The sequence below is a fragment of the Vreelandella venusta genome, assembly GCF_044809155.1.
In the GTDB taxonomy this organism is placed as follows: domain Bacteria; phylum Pseudomonadota; class Gammaproteobacteria; order Pseudomonadales; family Halomonadaceae; genus Vreelandella; species Vreelandella venusta_B.
In genome coordinates, this window is the sequence record NZ_CP085241.1 from 2,958,092 (window position 1) to 2,974,405 (window position 16,314).

The 16,314-nt window shown below is 54.6% G+C and carries 11 protein-coding genes and 1 tRNA gene; 5 read left to right on the top strand and 7 right to left on the bottom strand.

Annotated elements, in window-relative coordinates:
* Positions 1 to 17: 17 nt before the first annotated feature.
* Positions 18 to 758: a septum site-determining protein MinC gene (gene minC / locus LG301_RS13785; RefSeq protein WP_404471724.1), complete on the bottom strand. Its 741-nt coding sequence runs from the start codon at positions 756 to 758 to the stop codon at positions 18 to 20.
* Positions 759 to 939: 181 nt separating this feature from the next.
* Here minC and LG301_RS13790 point away from each other — a divergent pair, with 181 nt between their 5' ends.
* Positions 940 to 3,747, top strand: a complete 2,808-nt coding sequence (locus tag LG301_RS13790) for a DUF349 domain-containing protein (protein ID WP_404471725.1) — start codon at positions 940 to 942, stop codon at positions 3,745 to 3,747.
* Between the two features lie 127 nt (positions 3,748 to 3,874).
* On the opposite strand, the gene phbB is transcribed toward LG301_RS13790, so the two are convergent.
* Positions 3,875 to 4,621, bottom strand: a complete 747-nt coding sequence (gene phbB / locus LG301_RS13795; protein WP_404471726.1) for an acetoacetyl-CoA reductase — start codon at positions 4,619 to 4,621, stop codon at positions 3,875 to 3,877.
* Between the two features lie 276 nt (positions 4,622 to 4,897).
* Here phbB and LG301_RS13800 point away from each other — a divergent pair.
* Positions 4,898 to 4,974 (top strand) — tRNA-Met (locus LG301_RS13800).
* 174 nt (positions 4,975 to 5,148) lie between these two features.
* On the opposite strand, the gene LG301_RS13805 is transcribed toward LG301_RS13800, so the two are convergent.
* A complete protein-coding gene (locus LG301_RS13805; protein ID WP_022520327.1) occupies positions 5,149 to 5,361 on the bottom strand; it encodes a helix-turn-helix transcriptional regulator in 213 nt (70 codons plus the stop codon).
* Between the two features lie 152 nt (positions 5,362 to 5,513).
* On the opposite strand from LG301_RS13805, the gene LG301_RS13810 reads away from it, so the two are divergent.
* Genes LG301_RS13810 through LG301_RS13820 form a run of 3 tightly spaced genes read left to right on the top strand, consistent with a single transcriptional unit; the run spans position 5,514 to position 7,927 of the window.
* Positions 5,514 to 5,753, top strand: a complete 240-nt coding sequence (locus tag LG301_RS13810) for a hypothetical protein (protein WP_009098524.1) — start codon at positions 5,514 to 5,516, stop codon at positions 5,751 to 5,753.
* Positions 5,746 to 6,984, top strand: coding sequence for a tyrosine-type recombinase/integrase (locus tag LG301_RS13815; RefSeq protein WP_404471727.1), 1,239 nt, complete (start codon positions 5,746 to 5,748; stop codon positions 6,982 to 6,984). The genes LG301_RS13810 and LG301_RS13815 overlap by 8 nt, the downstream gene beginning before the upstream one ends.
* Positions 6,971 to 7,927 carry an HD domain-containing protein gene (locus LG301_RS13820; RefSeq protein ID WP_404471728.1) on the top strand — a complete coding sequence of 319 codons (957 nt, stop codon included), beginning with the start codon at positions 6,971 to 6,973 and terminating at the stop codon, positions 7,925 to 7,927. The genes LG301_RS13815 and LG301_RS13820 overlap by 14 nt, the downstream gene beginning before the upstream one ends.
* Before the next feature lie 102 nt (positions 7,928 to 8,029).
* Here the strand turns inward: LG301_RS13820 and LG301_RS13825 are convergent, their stop codons facing one another.
* The 4 genes from LG301_RS13825 to hsdR all read right to left on the bottom strand — a co-directional run bounded on the left by LG301_RS13825 (position 8,030) and on the right by hsdR (position 15,990).
* Positions 8,030 to 9,385, bottom strand: a complete 1,356-nt coding sequence (locus tag LG301_RS13825) for a restriction endonuclease subunit S (RefSeq protein ID WP_404471729.1) — start codon at positions 9,383 to 9,385, stop codon at positions 8,030 to 8,032.
* The gene (locus tag LG301_RS13830; protein WP_404471730.1) at positions 9,382 to 11,010 is read right to left on the bottom strand and encodes an N-6 DNA methylase; all 1,629 of its coding nucleotides are present in this window, start codon (positions 11,008 to 11,010) and stop codon (positions 9,382 to 9,384) included. Before LG301_RS13830 ends, LG301_RS13825 begins: the two co-directional genes overlap by 4 nt.
* 196 nt (positions 11,011 to 11,206) lie before the next feature.
* Positions 11,207 to 12,391 carry an ATP/GTP-binding protein gene (locus LG301_RS13835; RefSeq protein WP_404471732.1) on the bottom strand — a complete coding sequence of 395 codons (1,185 nt, stop codon included), beginning with the start codon at positions 12,389 to 12,391 and terminating at the stop codon, positions 11,207 to 11,209.
* A 65-nt stretch (positions 12,392 to 12,456) separates the two neighbouring features.
* Positions 12,457 to 15,990 carry a type I restriction-modification system endonuclease gene (gene hsdR / locus LG301_RS13840; RefSeq protein ID WP_404471734.1) on the bottom strand — a complete coding sequence of 1,178 codons (3,534 nt, stop codon included), beginning with the start codon at positions 15,988 to 15,990 and terminating at the stop codon, positions 12,457 to 12,459.
* Between the last annotated feature and the right edge of the window lie 324 nt (positions 15,991 to 16,314).

The following is a 16,314-nucleotide window of genomic DNA, read 5'->3' on the forward strand; positions in this document are numbered from 1 at the left end:
GCGCTCATGCAGACGACTTAACCCAATGGTTTAATTTCCAACTGCTCTTTTACAAAATGGACTTCTGCCGCCCGGCCCAGCAACTGTGAGTCGATATCTTCCAGCCGCTTATAATTACCCGCCACCGACAGCAGTTCGGCTTCCAGTTCGCGACAATAAATGCCTGCATGGGTATTACCATGAATGCCTGCCAGTGCACGGCCTCGCAGCGCTCCGTACACATGAATGCTGCCTGCTGCCAACACTTCAGCGCCTGCGTTAACCGCACCCACCACCACCAGATCCCCCTCTGCCGCACTGACCTGCTGCCCAGAGCGAACCGTGCCGCGGTAGAGCCGCGTGGCTACCGGCACGCTCTCTTGGGCCTTCGATTCCTCGGCAGCTTCTGGCTCTTCCATCCGGCTGACGCTTTCTAAGGGTTTGGTGCGGCCCTCTTCTATCGGGGCAAACCAGCCTAGCCCCAGCGCCCATGCGGATTGCCGCACAGGCTCTGCCCCACCTCGCACGGCAACGGGCAGCAGTTTATGGTCCCGGCATACGGCACAGATACGCTCTAGCGCTAAGTGTGGTTCATCAAGTTTTTCCACGCTCAGCACAACCGGTGTATGCTGAAAGAACGCGGGGGATTGCGACAATTTACCAGCTAGCTGACGCCGTATATGTTCCGGGTCAGCACTATTTAGCTCCATGACGGTCATCGGCAGCATGCCGCCCTTGAAGGTGAAGGCTATGTCGGCACTGTTGGCGTTGAGGCTCATGGCCGAACTCCATGTCATGTTCAGGTAAGATAAGGGTAGCGCAATCTCGCGCTTTGCGTTGTGACTCGCTGGAAAACTCACAGCGCTAAGGCAAAGCTAAGCGACAGCGACCAGGACTGCAACCGCCTGCTCATCGATGTCTGATTTTTTTCACACTCCGCACCTCTTAGCAGGATGATCCATGCACGGACTGTTACGACGCCTGTTCGCACCTCGGTGGCAACACCCAGATCCCGAGGTGCGTCTTAAGGCACTCAACCAGCTAGACCCACAGCAACCCGCTCAGCGCGACGCGCTACAGGCTTTAGCGCAAGATAGCGATCACGACATACAGCTTGCCGCGCTATTAGCCCTGGATGATCTTCACGGCGTTGTGAACGGCTACGTTCATCACCCACAGCATGAAGCGTGGTTCAATGCCGCCTGCCAACGGTTAACCGGCGCAGAGGGGCACGCTGACTTGCATCAGCGCCAAGCCCTGGTCGCCACGTTGACAGAACCGCGGCTGCTCAACGCCATCGCCTTAAAAGGCGACAACCTCAATTTGCGACTTACCGCCCTTGAACAGCTGAGTGACGAGCAAGACCTCACGCATCAAGCGTGCCATAACGGCGTAGCGGCTGTACGCCACCAGGCGGCCCAGCGCATTGAGAATGAAGAGAACCTCAAGCGGCTGCTTAAAGAAGCGCGTCGGGATCGTCAGGTAATGCGCCTGGCGCGGGAGAAGCTGACGCAGTCCCGCAACAATGCCGAGTGGCTTGCCGAGCAGCAAAACCAGCGAGAGCAGCTGCTTCAGCAGTTAGAAAAGCATGCCAAAGCGCCTTGGGAGCCGCTGTATGGCGGGCGTTTCCGGCATTTGGAGCGGGAGTGGCAACATCTGGAACATCCCCCCACTATCGAGCAGGAGCAACGCTTTCACCAAGCCCTGCTAGGCTGTCGTAAAACGTTGCATGACCATGAGACGCAAGAGCTGGCACGCCAGCAAAGCCTTGTGCGCCGAGCGGAAGCTGAAAGCACCCGTGATCAACTGCTAGAGGGGCTAGAAGAAACTCTAGAAGGCTTACACCAAGCCAACGAAGTCACCTCACAAGACATTGATAGCCTGCATGCCCAGCGCCAGCTGCTGGGGCAGCGCTGGCAGTCCCTGTCAGACCTACACCCGCCTAGCGAAGCTGTGCAAAAGCGCTATACCCAGTCGCTGGCCCGCTATGAGCAGTGCATGGAGGCGTGGCAGCGCTGGAAAGAGAACGCCAGCGCGCTTGAAAACGCGCTTGCTCTACCCGACCACGCCAGCATTGTGGCACGGGTTGAGCAGTGTGCATGGCCCAGCGACCTTGCTCCACCGGCATTATTAAAACGCGCACAGGCCGCACTAACGACGCAAACCGCGGCGCAACATCAGCCGTCACCGTCGCTTAACGCCCTTAAAAGCGAGCTTGATAACTTTGAACACCTGCTTGAGCGCGGCGCCTTTAAGAGCGCCAGCCGTTTATATCAACAGCTCAAGCCTTCGTTAGAAGCGCTCACTACCGATGACGCCAAACCGCACAAAGCCCGCCTCAAGCACCTTGCCGCGCGGCTTGCGGAACTGCGCGACTGGCGTGGCTTTGTGGCAGGCCCAAAACGTGAGCAGCTCTGCGCCAGCATTGAAGCGCTGGCAGACGACCAGCACATGGCCGAAGACGCGCTAAACCGCCACCACCGCCAGCTAGTCAAAGAGTGGAAATCACTCGGCGACGCCGCAGCCAATCGTGAACAGTCCGCCCGCTTCCGCGCGGCCTCGGATCGTATTCACGAGCGCCTCAACCCTTGGCGTAAACAGCTCAACCAAGTGCGTGAAACCAATCTGCAGCATCGTGAAGCATTGTGTGAACAGCTGGAAACGCTGCTTGACCAACCCGCGCAAGACGCGGACCCCGATGTGCTAAGAGAGATTCGCGACAAGGCTCGTCATCAATGGCGTGATTACAGCCCCGTTCCCAAAGAGCAAGCGGAAGCCATTGGGCGTCGTTTTGGCAGTGTTCGGCACCGCTTACAGCGCCTTATTGACCAGCGCGCTGAGCATATTGGACAGCAAAAGCACGCTCTGATTGAGCAAGTACAGGCACTGCAAAACGACAGCGAACAACCGCTAGCGCAACGCATTGCGCAGACTAAACAGCTACAGCAGCAGTGGCGCCAGCTAGGGCGCGCGCCCAAAGGAGAAGAGCAGGCTCTCTGGAAAACATTCCGTCACGCCTGTGACCAGCTGTTTGCCCAGCGAGACGCCCATAAGAACGAGCAGGCAGCCCGCCAGCAACAGCAGCTGGATGACATGCAAACGCTGATTGACCAAATGGATAGCTGGCAGCCTGCCCACGCTAACGAAGCCGCCCTCTTAGATGACTATCTAAAGCAAGCCAGCCAGCTTGAGCCATTGCCTCGCAATCGCCGCAGCGATGGCATGCAGCGGCGATTAAGCGGCATTGTACGTGCCAAGCGTGAGCGTCTAAGCCGTCTAGCGGTCGCAGCTACCGTGAAACAGTGGCAGGCCTTACTCCCCTTGATCAACGCGCACCTCGCTGCCGACCAGCAGGCGCTCGCAGGCAGCTCTACAGAAGAGGTGGATGCTTCTACTCTGCTGGACGCTGAGGTGCCCAGCGTGTTTATCAGCGCCCATCAGCAGCGCAATCAATCACGGCGCGACACACCAACACCGCTCTCTGCTGAGCAGTTAGACACGCTGGAAGATAATCTTGCCCGCTTACGCGTCCATCTTTCGCTGTTAGCGTTAGGTAGCGTTAAACAGCGTGATGAACCGCTCCGCTTAGCCATTCAGGTAGAGCGTTTAAATGAAGGGATGCATACCGAACGCAGCCGCGCAGAGGAAATTATCGATGTGCTGGCAGCGCTGCTGGCACTAGGCCCAATGCCGAAACCGCTTTGGGAAAAAGAGGTGGAAGAGCTTGATAGCATGTTAAGCCGTCTGGCTCATGTCCCCCACCCTTAAACGCTCTAACACGTCTGCTGCATCAGCACGCAAAAACCGAAAACAAACAAGGAGCAACAAAAACGGGAGGCATTTGCCTCCCGTTTTCTGTGCTGTTACACGTTTTACTACACGCGCAGAAGCGCCCTTAACCCATGAATTGACCGCCATTGATATCAATGTTGGCGCCAGTAATAAAGCCAGACTCCTTATCCGCCAGGAAGGTGACCAAGCGGCCTATCTCTTCAGGTGTGCCATAACGCTTTACTGGAATTGTCTCGCGAATAGCCTCCCGCACCTTCTCAGGGATCTGCATAATCATATCGGTAGCAATGTAGCCGGGAGAAACGGTATTCACCGTAATACCTTTGGTCGCCGTTTCTTGAGCTAGCGACATCGTAAGCCCGTGCATGCCCGCTTTCGCTGCCGCGTAATTGACTTGACCAAATTGACCTTTACGACCATTAATCGACGAAATATTGATAATGCGTCCGTAACCGTGCTCCAGCATCATTTCAATAACGCTGCGGCAGGTATTAAACACGCTGTTGAGATTCGTATCGATGACCTGGTGCCACTGATCAAACGACATCTTCTTCATCGTGCCATCACGGGTAATGCCTGCGCAGTTAACCAGCACGCTGATGGGCCCATGTTTTTCATGGATCTCGCGAGCGGCCGCGAGGCAAGCATCGTGGTCGGAAAGGTCAACACCGGATAACACAATGTTGTTGTAACCATCGGCTTGCTGGGTTTCCAGCCAGGTTTTGGCTTTATCAGGGTTACGATACCCCGACACGACCAAATAACCAGCATCCGCCAACGATCGGCAGATTGCCGTTCCGATTCCACCAGTTCCACCAGTTACCCAGGCGACGGGGGCTTGATTGGCCATTGACTACCTCCCTGATATGACAAATGGCTTGGACTTTAAGCGCTATTATGGCGTCGCAAGCCATTCTAAATAAGCGCGGAAGCGCTTCTATCACTACAGTACGTCGCTATTTTTCTTGTGCGACGTACCCACAGTAAGCCTTTTGTTATGCTTAATGAAAGCATAGCTCTACTCGATTAATGTTGCAGCACGATGAAAGTCTCAACCTGCCTTTCTAGCGTTTTATGCAGGGGGTTGACTTACCGAGAAAAATGCGTAGAATACGCAACACGTTGATGCGGGGTGGAGCAGTCTGGTAGCTCGTCGGGCTCATAACCCGAAGGTCATCGGTTCAAATCCGGTCCCCGCTACCAATATTTTGAAAGGCAGATCAGTTACTTACTGATCTGCCTTTTTTGTGTTTGTTTGTTAGCTAACTTCCTGTGACACATCTGTGACGTATATGTGACACATTGGCTTTTTTCTATTCCTCAGCAATTTTTTCCTACGACCTTCAGGCAACAAGCTGCCTCGTCTCTTTGCGCTTCTTATCTCTCCCTGTCGTCATCAAATTCGAGCAAATCCCCTACCCCGCAGTTGAATAATTTGCATAGCTTATCCAACGCGTCTAACTCAATGCGCTGAGCTGTTTCTTTGTAAAGCAGCGTGATGGTATTGCGGTTCAAACCCGTTTCACGCGCCACATCAACGATTTTCATTTTGTGCTCACCCATCAAGCGCGCAAGATGACAACGAACCATCAAAAACCTCCTTAAAACATTTTTTGTCATCCAGAATGGCAAAAAAAGCTTGCAAATGGCTTTTTGCTGTCTAAAATGTCATTCAGGATGACATTCTGATATTTGGAATGCCTTTTAGCCACGCAGAATACCACCCCTCATGGAGGTTTTCGATGGAAGCATCATATACCTACCTAACGACCGAAGAGCTTGCTCAGCGCATTAAGTACGACTGCCGCACCATCCGCCAGCAATTAAAAGATAGCGTTCTTATTGAGGGCACCCACTACATCAAGCCATTTGGCCGCCGCAAAATTTTGTTCCTTTGGGAAGCCGTTGAAAAAGAAATGCTGAAGGCGACCCATAAAAACCTGTCCATTCCGATGGCCAACGGAGGCTTTAGTCATGGGTAAAGTCCGCCAACGTAAAGAGACGGGTAAGCTCTATCTGGACTTTTTTTATCAAGGCTTGCGGCTGCGTGAACAAACCGCGCTGAAAGACACACCTGCCAACCGAAAAAAAGTAGAGCAACTGCTTGCAAAGGTAGAAGCCAAAATCCTGCTAGATGACTTCGATTACGCCGAATTTTTTCCTGGCAGCAAAAACTTAAAAAAACTAGCGCCTACGCAGGCTACTCTCAACTCTACAGTGGCTATGCAAACCACTGAGAGCATATCGCAGCAGGTAGAAACACCACTCTTCAACGACTTTGCTGAGCAGTGGTTTGAGGAGAGCAAGATCCAGTGGCGTGCTTCCCACGTGCGCAATGTGCGCTCGATCTTGGATAGCTCGCTGAAGCCCGCATTCGGTAAAAAGTCCATTGGTGATATCACCAAGGCCGACATCATGGGGTTTCGCGCCAAGCTAGCCAAGCGCAAAGGGCGTGGCATCACGGGGCTCGTATCGCCAAAGACCATCAACAGCCATATGACCATTCTTCGCATGGTGCTGGATGAAGCTGCCGAGCGATTCGATTTCGAGACGCCTTACAAAAACATCAAACCGTTAAAGCTACAGAAGACGCACATCGAGCCCTTCTCGCTCCATGAAGTCCACCGCATCATCGATAACGTGCGCCCCGACTATCGCAACTACTACACGGTGCGCTTTTTTACCGGTATGCGTACCGGTGAGATAGATGGATTGAAGTGGAAAAATGTCGATTTCGCTAAACGAGAAATCTTGGTGCGCGAGACATTGATAAATGGCGAAACGGAATACACCAAGACCGATGGCTCCCAGCGTGAAATCCCCATGTTTGGGCAGGTATATGACGCCTTAAAAACGCAGTACGCCGCGACTGGGCGTATGAGCCAGTACGTGTTCTGCAATCAACTGGGACAGCCGCTTGATCACAACAACGTGACGAAACGCGTGTGGTATCCCCTACTGCGGTCACTGGGGCTGACCAAACGCCGCCCTTATCAAACACGCCATACTGCCGCGACACTCTTTTTGGCTTCTGGCGAAAATCCAGAATGGGTGGCGCGAATGCTGGGCCACAGCTCCACCGAGATGCTGTTCAAGGTCTATTCGCGTTATGTGCCTAATGCCACGCGTATGGACGGCTCAGCCTTCGAGCGTTTATTAGGCAATGCCATGTCCACCAAGCCCGAGAAGGAGCAGCGCCATGAAACTGCCTAATCAACAAGCTCCAGCACACCTGTCTCGCACTTTTACGGGCATTTATCGCCTTACGGGGCGCGTGGTGGAGTTCGACAATGCAAAAACGCCTTTTCTAAAGCTTCGGCTAAGCGACTGCGAAGGTGATCGTATCGCAATGCTGAATTTGGCCAAGACACACGTACCTGAGCGCATTGGCCATTTGGATTTTGTTACTGCATCAGGAGTAAAGTGCTTATCAGGCCAATTCCTACTTGATGAGTTTCGCAAGGCGACCCGTGAGGAAGTCCACTCACTGGAGACGCTACAATCGTTGCCACGTGTGTACTCCCCCACACCAACGGTGCTCGATCAATTAGTGAAGACCGTACAGTCTCTGCAATCGGAGCACTTACGCAGTTTTTTAACACGGGTATTGGAACGTAAGGACCGTATCGAGGCGTTTTTGAATGCACCCGCCAGCGTGACCTACCACCACGCCTATGCAGGTGGGTTGCTAGAGCATTCGCTGAACGTCGCGAATAATGCTGTTGCCATGCTGCGCTTAAATGAGCCTTCCATGCCACGCTTAATGCAGGAAACGTGCTTTGTAGCGGGGCTGTTGCACGATATTGGTAAGACGTATACCTACGACTCGAAAGGCAAGCCTAACGCGGCGTGGAAGCTCTGTAGCCACGATGCGTTTACGCTAGAAGCGTGTGCCTATGGCCTTGCCTACTTAGACCAACATGAACCTGATATTGCGATGACCTTGCGCCATATCTGGACATGCGCTTCCCCGGGGGCGCGTTATGGCCAGCCAGCCGCCATGACACTGGCTCGCTACATTCGTGATGCAGATGGGCAAAGCGCCATGACAGATAACCAACAACGTGCGTTTCGTAGCAAAAGCCAGTGGGGCTTTAGCCGGATTGGGCAAAACGTTTTCTGGCGGCCTGAGACACCTATGTTGCAGGCACAATAGCGCTAGAGAGTAGAAGCATTAGCCTGCCGCCGACGCTAACGCGTGGCGGCTTTTTTTATGCCTTACTTCGTCTGTCTTACAAACCCTAGGCGGGTCTACTGCTCATGCGGTGGTTCTCTTTTGACGGGTTTTCTTCGCTGGCTTCATCGCCGCCCGCTCCGCCTTGATCCTCTCTAGCAACGCCTGCGCACTGTTTTCCCCACTGATCAGCTCTGGGTTGTCCTTGCGCCACTGCTCTGTGAGTTCGCCCCGGAAGGCCTTGGCCAGGATGGACTGGGCGAGGTTGTTGACGCGGGCCAGGGCGTTGTTGACCTGTTGTTCGACACGGTCGGCGTAAGCGAAGAGTTGGTCTACGCGGCGGACGATTTCGGTTTGTTCTTCCAAGGGCGGACAATTCAGCGGATATGCAGCGAGTTTCTTTGCGTTGATGTTTGACTGACTGACGCCATCGGATTTGACTGCTTTGCAGTAGTCTTTTGCTTTCGGGCTATTCAACTGATAGTTCAGAAACTCGGGGTTCAGGTTGGACAAGCATTTGATCTTGATTAGATAGCCGGCATAAATGGCGTCCCTCTCGCCCCTAAAAATCGAGGTTTTGCCAACCAGCTCAGGACTATTAGTGCGGTTGAATAAAACATCGCCGGGTTCGAGTAGATATTTATCAATTTCCTCTGGATCGCTGGTGTAAACAAGATCCGCCCAATCGAGCCTCCCAGCTTGGAGGTTGCCCATTCTCAAGACTGGAATATCACCGGACTTTTGAGATTTTGCAGAAGAGCCGTAGCGTGGTTTTTCGATAAAACGGCCTAATTCGTCTGATTCCCAGTCCGTAAACTCAGGGGAGCCCCGCCACTCCTCCGTCAACCGCCCACTCACCGCCGCAGCCAGCGCGGACTGACGGAAGCGTTTGAGAATTTGCGGGATGCGTTCGAGGCGGGCTTTGGTGTTTTCCACCTGGGCCAGCAGGGTGTCGAGTTTGTCGGCGATGACTTTTTGTTCGGCGAGTGGAGCGAGAACTGCAGGTGCTTTAGAAAATTTACCCTTATTGATGATCGTGACTGTCGTTGCAGATGCGTGCTCTTGCATCCATGGCTTCAGGGTTTGCAGTTGGTAATAAAAAAAACGGTAATCGACCTGAGAAGACGGTACCACCGTGTTTATCTGTTGGTTTGTGGCACTGATTTGGTTGGTAATGCCCACCTTCCCTAAATTCCCAATACATGTAACGGGAATTGAGTTTGCGGGGATGGTAGGAACTAACTTTGCTCCCGCGTCAGTCAGTGTGTCTGCCGTCCGGGTGACGTATCCACCATTATCTAAGTCAGCTGGTTTGATAAACGGAATGCTGCCACCGAAATTATCGGGATTCTTGGTACTTGGGGTTTTTCCTGTGACAATCTCGCTTACATCGTTCAGCAGAACGCGCAGCCAGCTCTGGGGGCGGTCTGCGCTCATCATTTAACCTCACCCATCACTTCCCCCAAAAGCACCCTCGCCCCATCAGCCTCCTCCTCAGCCCCCAACTCCCGCATCAACGCATCAATCTCGCCCAGCGCCTGCACCAATTCCCCCATCGCCTCACCCGCCAATACACTCGGCTCCGGCAAATTGGCGGCATCCACACTGTCACTATCCTTCAACCAGGAAATATCCAGCGAGTCGCCCTTGTGCTCGGCAATCCACTGGCGGCTGAAGCGGCGCCAGCGGCTGTGAATCATGCGCTCATCAACGCCTTGGTTTTCGTCGGTGGCTTTAGTGGCTTCCGGCAGTTCGATCTTGTCGGAATGAAAGCTCCATTCTCCCTCTTGTCGATCGCTTTGGCCGTTGGCGCTATCACCAAAGACTGCTTCGAAGGGCTTCAAATGCTGCTCACCAAACGGGGTGCGTTTGCCGAAGCTGGGCATGTTGGTGCGTAGGTCATAGACCCAGACATTCTCGGTGCAATTCTCTTCCTGGAACTTGTCCGCCGCGCTACCTTTAGTGAAGAACAGCACGTTGGTTTTCACGCCCTGGGCGTAGAAGATGCCCGTGGGCAGGCGCAGGATGGTGTGCAGGTTGCACTTGTTCATCAGGTCGCGGCGTACCTCGGTGCCCACGCCAGCTTCGAACAGTACGTTGTCCGGCAGCACCACGGCGGCGCGGCCACCGGGTTTGAGGTTGCGGTAGATGTGCTGCAAGAAGGCCAGCTGTTTGTTGCTGGTCTTAAACGTGAGGTCGTCCCGGGTGATGCTGGCGTCGCCGCCTTTGCTGGTGCCGAAGGGCGGATTGGCGAGGATGACGTCGGCCTTCTCCAGCCCGGCCCCGGTCTGGCCCAGGGCGTTGCCCAGGTGCACCACGCCCTCGGCGTCCCCTTCCATGCCGTGCAGCAGGCAGTTCATCAGGGCCAGGCGGCGGGTGCCGGGCACCAGTTCGATACCCACATAAGCCTGGGTGGTCTGGAAGGCTTTCTGCTCGGCGGTCAGGTCGTACAGGTCGTCGGTCTGGCTTTTGATGTATTCATGAGCGGCTATCAGAAAGCCCGCCGTGCCCGCTGAGGGGTCCTGGATGCGTTCGCTGGGCTGCGGCTTCAGGCAGTTCACCATGGTATTGATCAGGGCGCGGGGCGTGAAGTACTGCCCCGCGCCGGACTTGGTTTCGTTGGCGTTCTTTTCCAGCAGGCCTTCGTACAGGTCGCCCAGGCCATCCTGCTGGGCGCTGAACCAGTCGATCTGATCCAGGGTTTTGATCATCTGTTCCAGATGGCGCGGCTCCCGCAGGCGGGTCTGGGCATCGGCGTAGATGGCGCTGATCAGCGGGTCGCTGTGAATCAGGCGCCCCGTGCCGTCGCGGCCACTGGAAAGGCTGAGCAGGATGCGTTTGTAGTCATTCAGCAGGTTGATGCCGGATTTGCCGTTCAGGTCGGTCCAGCGGCAACCTTCCGGCAGCGGGTGCTTTTTCAGAGTGCCGGCTTCGGTGTTCTCATGCACCATTTTGATAAACAGCAGCAGCACCAGCTCGGTCACGTAGTCCGAGTAGTTGATGCCGTCGTCTCGCAGCACGTCGCAGAGGTTCCAGAGTTTCTGGACGATGTCGTTATTGCTCATGGTACTCACTATTTTAAGTTGGCCCGGCGCATGTTGTTGAGCACCGGTTATTTTTTAGGCGTAGGCCAGGCGTCAGGAGGGTTTCTGCACAAGCGCTTTTTTCACAGCGACGACTGCATCATTGGTCGCCTGTTCGAGGTGGCTTTGCTAGCCAAACGGCGCTGGCGTTGTTGGGGGCGTTTTCGTGCCATAGAGGTTACAGATCCGGCGTAGCGCCGAGCGCCCCGGCCATGTATTTAGCGTACAGGTTATCATCCGCGCGAAGGCCCGCCATATCGTCCAAGCGCCAAGCTTCACTGAGCTGATTACGCTTTTCAACCAAATACACTTGATGCTTTTGCAACAGATTCAGCACCTCGGGCGTATAGCAGGTAAAAATCAGCTGCGCTTGATGGGGGTTAGTATGCTCAAACTCAAACCACTCCAACAAGTGGGGGATCAAGTGTGGATGCAGGTCGTTGTCAATCTCATCAATGACAGCCACCCCTCCATGCTGCAAGGTATGCAAGATAGGCTCAAGCAGGACAAAGGCTGACTGAGTGCCGCTGGATTCTTCAAAAAAGGGCAGCTCAAATGCCTTCCCATCGTTCGTGGTATGCAAGCCAAACGGGACAAACACAGGCTCTTCCCGACCGGTTTTATCCCGCGCGGTCAGTTTCTTTATCTCCACACTGCCCAGCCCAAGATCAAATTCACACATGGCGTCTGACATTCGCTTGAGCAAATCAGGTGCCTTCTGAAACTTTTCTGCTGCGCCCAAGATATCGCCGTGCTGAAAATGCTGGCGTCCTGTACTCACTACATTGGTTTTTATGTGCTCAAAAAAATCGATAAAGGGCTTTGCTTCAGCAATATCGTAGCTGTGCGCAGCGCTAATGAGTGACGCATTACCACGAAGCTTTTCAGCCTGCGCCTTGGGAAATGGAAAGCCTTTCTGCTTAAAGCTGTACCCTTGCTCACTCTTTTCGCGCTTAAAGAGGTAGCTGTACTGGGTACTGGTTTTCTCAAAGAGCGCCTCGAACAATACCTGCTTGGGGGTTAGTTCTAACTGATAGCGGTAGTCAACACCTGCCACCCTGAATTCAAGCTCAAAGCGGCTTGGGGTCTCCATGTGAAGTAAATGAGCACCACAGGGAATATCCTGCTCGGGGTCGCCTCCTAAAAACGAGCTAGCGCCAAACCAGCTCAGAAACGCCAGCGGTTTCAATAGTTGCGTTTTGCCTGAACCGTTCGCCCCTACCACGGCAAGCGCTTTGTTAAAACGCTCGTTATCCACAGTGATGTCATAGCCAGAAGGTGTGGGCTTTTTTCCCAAGCTAAAATCAATAACCGTCTCATCGGCAAAGCTGTAAAAATTGCTGAAGCTTAGATTCTTTATCATATATCCGCCAATTCAACGTATTTTTGTTGATATTGCGCTTTTATACCAATCTCATCAAGCGTGAATTAGCTCGCACTGGGCCACATCGCCTCATTCAGCTCTTCCAGCACGGTATCCAACTGCTCCCCCAGCACCTTGTTCATCTGCTTCGCTCCACCGTCGTCGGCAAAGCGGTGGTTCACAAACTCCCGGTCGATGATAACTTCGTGCACTAGTTGCTTTGCGAGGCGTTCTAGCCATTTGCGCTGGTTCGGTGTCCAGTTGTGCTGGATGTAGATGCGATTCATGGCTTCCGCCACACGCTGTTCAAACGGAATCAATGGCTCGCCCAGAGCCGCACGGCGGATGTAGCCGATGATGCTGGCAGCGATGTCTTTGTTGGTCTGGTTGCGCACAGCGCTTTGCAGGCGGGCTTCGGAGTAGCCGTGGTTGTCCAGCAGCAGCTTTACTTCCCGTAGCTGCTCACGGGTGAGGTCGCGGGGTTTGTTGACCACCACCGCTAGAGCGGCAGACTGGTTGAGCTGCTGTTTGATGAACTCATTGAAGCTGTCCAGGTAGTCTTCTGGTCTATCATGCACTCCATAGCTCTGAAATCGCTCGCGGATTTCGTCTTCGTGGTCGGAAATCAGCGGCATGGTGTCACTACCCACCAGGGATTTCACCTCGGCTAGCTGGTTCAGCAGTCCGCTATGCTGTTTGATAAATGCCGAGGCCTGCCGGGGGCCAAGCTCGCGCAGGTGGGCGTGCAGAGATTTAGGCTCCACGCCCCAGCTCTGCTGCAGTTCGTCCAGTTTCTGCTTCAGTTCCGGACGGTTTTCGGCTTTATTGTCGGCCTTGCGCAGCACTCGCATGAGCTTTTGGCTGAGTTGGCTGAGCACCACATCGGCCTGGCTTTCATCCGGTTGCTCGCCGGGGCTAGCGAGGGCTTTTTCCAACTGCTCATCATCGGTGAGTTCGTCTACCAGCTGCTCCAGGGTGATGTTGGGATCTTTCACCAGTGGCTTCATGGTGTTCACATCCTGCAGGGCGGCGTAGATATCCACCGGGTCGTAGATGCGAAACACGGTCTTGCCGATCTCGTCACAGCGGCGAGTGGCGCGACCAATCATCTGCTCATACAGGATGCGTGAGCGTATGCGGCGCATGAATACCAAGTTGCAGATGCGTGGAACGTCGATGCCGGTGGTCAGCAGGTCTACCGTGATAGCAATGCTGGGGTAGCGCTCGTTCTTGTAGCGACGGATGAGCTGGTTCACCTTGTCGCTCTGGCCGGTGATCTTGGCCACCGCGGCTTCGTTGTAACGGCCGTTGTACAAATCCTTGAAAGCATCATCCAGCAGGCGTTTGACCATATCCGCGTGCAGGTCGGTGGCGCAGAAAATCATGGTTTTCTCATCACCGAACGGGTCCAGCTCCTGCACCAGCTGTTCGCAGATCACCCGGTTGAAGTTCTCGTTGATCACGCGGCGATTGAAGGCATCCACCTCGAAACTGAGTTCGTCTTCCAGCTCGGTGGTGTCCACTTCGCCGGTCTGGGTGTTGATGACGTCGACCGGCTTGCCCTTCTCGAAGGTAATGCCGTTTTGGGTGAGCAGGGTCTCAAAGCGGATGGGCGGCTCGTGGTCGATCAGCCAGTCATCGGCCACGGCTTCCCGATAGGAGTAGGTGTAAACCGGTTTGCCAAAAATCTCGCTGGTGTGTTTGGCCGGAGTAGCGGTCAGGCCGATTTTCACCGCATCGAAGTAGTCCAACACCCGGCGGTAGCTGGACAGGTACTGGCTGGTGTCCCGCAGGGCCAATTCGCCTTCGGTCATTTCCTGGTCCAGGGTGTAACCCCGGTGGGCTTCATCGATGATGATGCAGTCGAACTGGTCGATGGGTGGTGGGTTGTCGCTCATAAAGATGCGTTTCACCATGGCCTGCACCGTGGCCACCTGAATACGGGTTTCCGCTTCGGCCGCCATGTCGCCCAGTTCAGCGACGTTGTAGATCTTGCTGAGGGTGTGGTTCTGTTCTAACGGCGCTTCGTTGAAGGCATCGGTGGCTTGCTGGCCTAGCGCGGTGCGGTCCACCAGGAATAGGATGCGGTGGAAGCGTTCGACTTTCAGAAAGCGGTACATCAACCCGATGATGGTGCGGGTTTTACCGGTGCCGGTGGCCATGGCCAGCAGCGCGGTGCGCACGCCACGCGCCAGGGCGTTTTCGGTGGCGATGATGGCGTTCTGTTGGTATTCCCGCAGTTTCAGGTAGCCGAAGGGTTCTTCCTTTAACCGTTTCTCGGCGCTTTCCTTGTCCCGTTCCAGCAAATCCAGCAGGCCGCCGGGGGTGTGGAACTGCGGCAGTGCCCGGCGCAGATTGCTGGGCTCGCGCACATCCCGAAACCAAGTGCCAGACTGTTCCGCCAGCTGCGGTACATAGGGGCGACCGTTGCAGGAATACACAAAAGGTACGTGGTAGTGGCCGCTCTCGTCAGCGGGCCAAGCGATGGTGCGGCCTATCTGCTCCCAGGCGCCGACTAACGGTGCCTCTACCTTAAAGCCCTGGCTGTACCGTTCGGCCTGGCTGATTTTACCGGCGACGTTAGTGTTCTCTTTCTTGGCTTCCACCACCGCAGCCGGGGTTAACCCTACGAACAGTACGTAATCTGCCCAGCCCTTCTCTCCGTTATGATGGGTGGGCCATTCGGCGATGGCGCGGCAGTGACCCTTTTCAGGGCGTGCGCCTTTCTGGAAGGTAAGCTCCTGGCTATCTGCTTCCCAGCCGGCTTCCTGCAATTGCTGGTCGATCAGGATACGGGTGAGCTCTTCGCTCAGCACCAACGTATCGGTGGCCGCCTTGGTCTTTTTGGCAACTTGCTGGCGCTGCTGGTTGACGGTTTGTTCACCCTGCTGAGTAAGCTGTTGTTGCAGCGCTTTGATCTTTTGCTCGTAGGCCTGTTGCTGTCGGCTTAAGGCCTGTTCGTGCTGGCGGGCTTGTTCCGCCAAAGCGCGGGACTCTTCATCCATGGCCACGGCCAGCGCTTCATATTCGGCTTTTTCCTGCTCGATCAGCTGGCTGAGCTGCTGGCTGCTATCCAGCGCCATGTTGGCGTGTTGTAGGTCGTGGCGGAGTTTTTCGATGTCACTCTGAAGCTGGCGCAACTGCGCGCTGGGGTCGGCGAGCGGCACAAAGGGGCCGGGGCTGAAACTGGCACCGGCTTTACCAAAGGAACGGTGAAACCAGATGGCCAAGGCTCGCGCCACTTTCAGGCCGTCCATCGCTTCTTTGTGTTGGGTGCGGAACTGATGAGTGGCTTTGTTGCCCTCGATACGCAGAATATGGAACAGCTCTTTGATCTGAGGTTCCAGACGCAATTCACGGTTCAGGCGGTAAAGAAGATCCGACTGGCTGGTTTGTTCGTCACATTCGATACCGGATAGCGCGGCCAGATGTTGAGCAAGCGCTTCGCCTAGCTGACGGAGTTTGATAAGGGTAGTGTTAGGGTCGCTGGAGAAAGCCCCTTCAGCAGCAGATGCCAACTGCACAAAAAGCGCGTCATGCTCGGCTAGGAAACTGAAATTTGTTGAGATTTGGTCGCTGACTCGCACAAACGGCTCCATGTCATCTGCATTTAGCACTTACTAAGGAAGTTTCAGCCTTCAGCATTATGTTGCTAATCAATGGACTTTATCAGGGTGGCGCGAAATGACCACCCATAACGCAGCTAAATATACAGAATACTTAATGCATCAGCAGTGCTGCAGGGACAAACCAACCCATAGTTAATGGCGTCACCAAAACATCGTCAGCAACCTGGCCTTTTTATCGTCACGTTGCCAGTAGCTCCGAGAATTGCATGAACGCAATCATACAGCGCTTTTTAACCAGCTCGCTTCCCACTGAAACATATACACTCAACAAATATTCGCGAGAACCCTCGCTTG